6 protein-coding genes are annotated in these 5,544 nt (G+C 74.1%); 5 read left to right on the top strand and 1 reads right to left on the bottom strand.

Annotation, left to right across the window (positions count from 1 at the left end; genetic code table 11):
- Positions 1-87: 87 nt before the first annotated feature.
- A complete protein-coding gene (locus KN815_RS45920) occupies positions 88-435 on the bottom strand; it encodes a sterol-binding protein (protein ID WP_216347724.1) in 348 nt (115 codons plus the stop codon).
- A gap of 251 nt (positions 436-686) precedes the next feature.
- On the opposite strand from KN815_RS45920, the gene KN815_RS45915 reads away from it, so the two are divergent.
- The 5 genes from KN815_RS45915 to KN815_RS45895 all read left to right on the top strand — a co-directional run.
- Positions 687-989 (top strand): hypothetical protein, encoded by a 303-nt coding sequence (locus KN815_RS45915; protein WP_372458640.1) that lies wholly within the window; start codon positions 687-689, stop codon positions 987-989.
- 119 nt (positions 990-1,108) lie between these two features.
- The gene (locus KN815_RS45910; protein ID WP_216347726.1) at positions 1,109-1,978 is read left to right on the top strand and encodes a TlyA family RNA methyltransferase; all 870 of its coding nucleotides are present in this window, start codon (positions 1,109-1,111) and stop codon (positions 1,976-1,978) included.
- 83 nt (positions 1,979-2,061) lie between these two features.
- Entirely contained in the window at positions 2,062-3,000 is a 939-nt protein-coding gene (locus tag KN815_RS45905; RefSeq protein WP_216347725.1) for an NAD kinase, read from the top strand.
- Between the two features lie 143 nt (positions 3,001-3,143).
- On the top strand, positions 3,144-4,889 hold the full coding sequence (gene recN, locus KN815_RS45900; protein ID WP_216347723.1) for a DNA repair protein RecN: 1,746 nt from the start codon (positions 3,144-3,146) through the stop codon (positions 4,887-4,889).
- Positions 4,890-5,038: 149 nt separating this feature from the next.
- The coding region (locus KN815_RS45895) for a glycosyltransferase (protein WP_216347722.1) at positions 5,039-5,544 on the top strand (506 nt) is incomplete at its 3' end.

Raw genomic sequence — 5,544 nt, 5'->3', positions numbered from 1 at the left:
GGCGCGGTCGGGTGGGTGTCCGCGCCCGTGAGCCGGGGCGCCCCGGCTGCGGTGGCCCGCCGGCGGCGTGGGCGAGCGATGTGGCGGCTAGAGCAGCTTCCGCAGTCGCAGCAGGTCGCGCAGCCCGGCCTCGAGCTTGATCCGGCCGCTGCCCCACGCCCGTGCGAAGTGCAGCTCACCGGCGACCAGGGCCAATAGGTCGTCGCCGGTCATCGCCAGCCGGATCTGCGCGCGCTCGGCGGGCGGGCCCGGCTCGGTCGTCACATCCTCGATCCGGCTGTCCACGAGACGGCCGGCGAAGGTGGTGTCCAGGTCGGTGATCCAGCAGCTCACGGAGCGATCGAGCGCGGCAGCGCTGCGCAGGTCCCCGTTCGCGCTCGCGAGGTTCTCCGCCAGTTTGTCGAGTGCGCTGCGGCACTGTTCCATGGTCGCCATCGCGAATGACGTTACCCCAGGTCTCGTACGTCGGAGAACGAGGGATTCGCGGTAGCGTCGGGGCCATGAGCGAGCCGATGTCGGCCGGATGGCCCGGCCCACAGTCCGATACGGCGGCCGAGCGGGCCCAGGAAGCCGCGCCCGGGCCGCTCCCGGGGGCTGGTGTGGGGCCAGGTGCGGACGCGGGACCGGCCACGGTTCCGGGTGGGACCGCGGGGGTGGATCCCGGGCCCGGGACGGGGCGGGAAGAGCTGCCGGAGCCGGTGCCGGAGGCCGTGTCGGGCGCGACGGTGGAGGGGGTGCCGGTGCCCGAGCCCGTGCCGGAGCCGCCCGGTCCCGCCGAACCGGCCCCGCTCGGCGTGGACCGTACGCCCACCGGCGTCCCCGAGGTGGACGCCCGGCTCGACCGGCTGGCCGACGCCGACCACCTCGAGACGAGCGGGCATCTGGAGGTGTACGAGGATGTCCACGGGGGTCTTCGCGACACGCTGACAGCACTCGACCGGCGGCCCGGACCCCCGGCGCCCGGCCCCCGGCCCCCGGCCGCCGCGTAGCCGACTCCGTCGGCTGGGCAAGCGGCCCCGTCCGTTGCGCAAACGACTTCCTCCGCTACGCAATGACCTCATCCGCATCCGCTACATGAACGACCTCAGGAGCTGAACCACCCGTGGCAGTGACCCGCCCACGACGCGTACGACTCGACGCGGAGCTGGTGCGCCGCAAGCTGGCGCGTTCACGTGAGCATGCGAGCCAGCTCATCGCCGCGGGCCGGGTCACCGTCGGCGGAGCGGTGGCGACCAAACCGGCCACCCAGGTGGAGACCAGCGCGGCCGTCGTCGTGATCGAGGACGACAGTGATCCGGACTACGTCTCGCGTGGGGGCCACAAGCTCGCGGGGGCGCTGTACGCGTTCAGCCAGGAGTACCGGGAGGGCGCGGGTGCGGGGCAGGACTCCGGGGTGCGCCCCTCTGGTGCCGGGTTGAAGGTCGCCGGGCGGCGGGCGCTGGACGCGGGCGCGTCGACCGGGGGCTTCACGGACGTCCTGCTGCGTGCGGGCGCCGCGCGGGTGCTCGCCGTCGACGTCGGCTACGGCCAGCTCGCCTGGTCCCTCCAGAGCGATGAACGCGTCAGCGTTTACGACCGTACAAACGTGCGCGAGCTGACACTTGAGGGGATTGGTGGGGAACCGGTGGACCTGGTGGTCGGCGACCTCTCCTTCATCCCGCTCGGGCTGGTACTGCCCGCCCTCGTGCGGTGCGCGGCGCCCGACGCCGATCTGGTGCTGATGGTCAAACCACAGTTCGAGGTCGGCAAGGAGCGGCTGGGCAGCGGGGGAGTGGTCCGCAGCGCCGAACTGCGCGCCGAGGCGGTGCGCACGGTGGCCGGACGGGCGGCGGAACTCGGACTGGGCGTGCTGGGCGTGACCGCCAGCCCGCTCCCGGGGCCGTCGGGCAATGTCGAGTACTTTTTGTGGATGCGCGCCGGGGCGCCGGCACTGGACCCGGCGGATGTTGACCGTGCAGTGGCGGAGGGGCCCAGTTGACCACTTCAGAAGCAGCGCAGGAGAAGGAAGCAGCGCCGGTGTCCGAGACGGCTGTGCCCGGGGCGGGCGTGGCCGGGGCGGCTATGCCCGGGACGGAGCATGTGCCGTTCACGCAGGCGGCCGAGCCGACGGCGGACCGCACTGTCTTCCTGCTTGCGCACACCGGCCGCCCGGCGGCCATCCGCAGCGCCGAACTGGTCGTTCAGGGGCTGCTGCGCAGCGGTATCGGGGTGCGGGTGCTCGCGGCCGAGGCCGCGGACCTGCCGCTGCCACCCGCTGTCGAGCGCGTCGACGCGGGCCGTGACGTGCTGAACGGCTGTGAACTGCTGATCGTGCTCGGCGGGGACGGGACGCTGCTGCGCGGAGCGGAGTTCGCCCGGGTCTCGGGTGTGCCGATGCTCGGGGTGAACCTCGGGCGGGTGGGCTTCCTGGCCGAGGCCGAGCGGGACGACCTCGACAAGGTCGTGGACCGGGTGGTGACCCGGCAGTACGAGGTCGAGGAGCGGATGACGATCGATGTGCTCGTCCGCAACGACGGGCACATCGTGCACACGGACTGGGCGCTGAACGAGGCGTCGGTCGAGAAGGCGGCGCGTGAGCGGCTGCTCGAGGTCGTCACGGAGGTCGACAACCGACCGGTCTCGCGCTTCGGCGGCGACGGCGTGGTCTGCGCGACCCCGACCGGTTCGACGGCCTACGCGTTCTCGGCGGGCGGGCCGGTGGTGTGGCCCGAGGTGGAGGCGCTGCTGATGGTGCCGATCAGCGCGCATGCGCTGTTCGCCAAGCCGCTGGTGACGTCGCCGAAGTCGGTGCTCGCGGTGGAGGTGCAGCCGCAGACTCCGCATGGGGTGCTGTGGTGCGACGGCCGCCGCACGGTGGAGCTGCCGGCGGGGGCACGGGTGGAGGTGCGGCGGGGCGCGGTACCGGTGCGGCTGGCCCGACTCCACCATGCGTCGTTCACGGACCGCTTGGTCGCCAAGTTCGCGTTGCCGGTGGCGGGGTGGCGGGGGGCGCCGCACTAGCGATCCAGCCCCTCCGGCGTTTGGGGAGCGGGGTGCGGGGCGGGGGCTTTCCGCCGGAGGCGCCCGCCGCCCGCACCGGGCATCTGTGCGGGTCGCCCCCACAAGTGGCGCCCCTTCGTCGCATCGCACCGTCCAAACCTCGTATGGTCGTGCACGTGCTGGAGGAGATGCGGATACGTGCGCTGGGCGTCATCGACGACGCGGTCGTCGAGCTGTCGCCCGGCTTCACCGCGGTGACCGGTGAGACCGGCGCGGGCAAGACCATGGTCGTCACCAGCCTCGGGCTGCTGCTGGGCGGCCGGGCCGATGCCGCCCTGGTGCGGATCGGGGCCAAGGCGGCGGTCGTCGAGGGGCGCATTACGGTCGACGCCCGTTCGGCGGCGGCCGTAAGGGCCGAGGAGGCGGGGGCCGAGCTCGAGGACGGCGTGCTGCTGATCAGCCGTACGCTCTCCGCCGAGGGGCGGTCGCGCGCCCATGTGGGCGGCCGGTCGGTGCCGGTGGGGCTGCTCGGCGAGCTGGCCGACGATCTGGTGGCCGTGCACGGCCAGACCGATCAGCAGGGCCTGCTGCGGCCCGCCCGGCAGCGGCAGGCGCTGGACCGGTACGCGGGGGACGCGGTGTCCGGGCCCCTGGAGAAGTACGCGGGGGCCTATCGCCGGCTGCGCGCCGTCTCGGCCGAGTGGGAGGAGTTGACCACGCGGGCCCGCGAGCGGGCGCAGGAGGCGGATCTGCTGCGGTTCGGGCTGGAAGAGGTCGCGGACGCCGAGCCCCGGCCCGGTGAGGACGTGGAGCTGGCGGCCGAGGCCGAACGGCTGGGGCACGCCGAGGCCCTGGCGTCCGCCGCCGCCCTCGCGCACGCCGCCCTCGCCGGGAACCCGGAGGACCCGGAGGGCGTGGACGCCGCCACCTTGGTCGCGGGCGCCCATCGTGCCGTGGAGGCCGTGCGCTCCCATGACTCGGCGCTGGCCGGGCTCGCCGACCGGATCGGTGAGATCGGCATCCTGGTGTCCGATGTGGCCGGGGATCTCGCGGGGTACGCCGACAACCTCGACGCCGACCCGATCCGCCTGGGTGCCGTCGAGGAGCGCCGCGCCGCGCTGGCGCAGTTGACCCGTAAGTACGGCGAGACCATCGCGGACGTGCTGGCCTGGGCGGAGCAGGGTGCCGCCCGGCTGGCCGAGCTCGACGGCGACGACGACCGCATCGGCGAGCTGGCCGCCGAGCGCGACGCGCTCCGCGCCGAGCTGGGCGAGCTGGCGCAGACGCTCACCGACGCCCGTACGGAGGCGGCGGGGCGCTTCGCGGAGGCGGTCACTGCCGAGCTGGCCTCGCTGGCGATGCCGCATGCCCGGGTCACGTTCGCGATTCACCAGACCGAGACGGAGGCGGACGGCATCGAGGTGGGCGGCCGCGCGGTGGTTTTCGGGCCGCATGGCGCCGATGAGGTCGAGCTGCTGCTCGCCCCGCATCCGGGCGCCCCGCCCCGGCCGATCGCCAAGGGCGCCTCCGGGGGTGAGCTGTCCCGGGTGATGCTCGCGGTCGAGGTCGTCTTCGCGGGCTCGGACCCCGTACCGACGTATCTCTTCGACGAGGTGGACGCGGGTGTCGGCGGTAAGGCGGCGGTCGAGGTGGGCCGCCGGCTGGCCAAGCTCGCGCGTTCCGCGCAGGTCGTGGTGGTCACCCATCTGCCGCAGGTCGCGGCGTTCGCCGACCGGCATCTGGTGGTCGAGAAGACCAACGACGGGTCGGTGACACGCAGCGGGGTCAAGGCCATGGAGGGCGAGGACCGCGTACGGGAGCTGTCGCGGATGCTCGCGGGCCAGGAGGACTCCGAACTCGCGCGGGCGCATGCGGAAGAGCTCCTGGAGGCGGCACGAGCGGGACGCTGACCTTCACCCGAAAGGGTGGTACCGCGGACGTACGGGCGAGCTCGGGGTAGACGTCGCCGGGGAGCGTTGCGACGAGGGTTCGGCGAGTGCTGGCATCCTTGGGCGGTCCCTCCGTTTCGCCCCGACACCGTCTCAGGAGCTCCGCCCGCGTGAGCAGTACCGTGAGTAGCACCCCGGTCCCGCCGCTCGGGCAGCCGTCGCTGCACGCCGTTCAGGTGCTGGGCGGCGGGAGTTCGGGCAGCGGGGTGCATGTGCGGTCGCTGTCGGCCGGACTGGTGGCGCGCGGCCTTCGGGTGACCGTGTGCGGGCCCTGGAGCGCCGAGCGGGGCTACGGCTTCACCCGGACGGGAGCGCGGTTCACCGGGCTCGACGCCCTGACGGGCGCCGGAAGCATGGCGTCGCTGCGCAGGGCCACCCTCGGAGCGGCCCTGGTGCACGCCCACGGGCTGCGCTCGGGGCTGCTGGCCGCGGTGGCGCTGCGTGGCCGGAATGTGCCGCTGATCGTCACCTGGCACACCCGGGTGGACGCCGAGGGCGCGCGGGCCCGTCTCGTCGGGCTGATGGAGCGCCGGGTGGCGCGGGCCGCCGCGATCGTGCTGGGGGCCTCCTCGGATCTGGTGGAGCGGGCCCGGGCCCGCGGCGCCCGCGACGCGCG

It is taken from the genome of Streptomyces niphimycinicus, assembly GCF_018883605.1.
GTDB lineage: Bacteria > Actinomycetota > Actinomycetes > Streptomycetales > Streptomycetaceae > Streptomyces > Streptomyces niphimycinicus.
This window is presented reverse-complemented; position numbering and strand designations above follow the sequence as displayed.

Coding starts and splice junctions, on each gene's coding strand:
- KN815_RS45920 (WP_216347724.1), bottom strand. CDS start 435: ATGGCGACCATGGAACAGTGCCGCAGCGCACTCGACAAACTGGCGGAG.
- recN (WP_216347723.1), top strand. CDS start 3,144: ATGGTCGTGCACGTGCTGGAGGAGATGCGGATACGTGCGCTGGGCGTC.
- KN815_RS45905 (WP_216347725.1), top strand. CDS start 2,062: ATGCCCGGGACGGAGCATGTGCCGTTCACGCAGGCGGCCGAGCCGACG.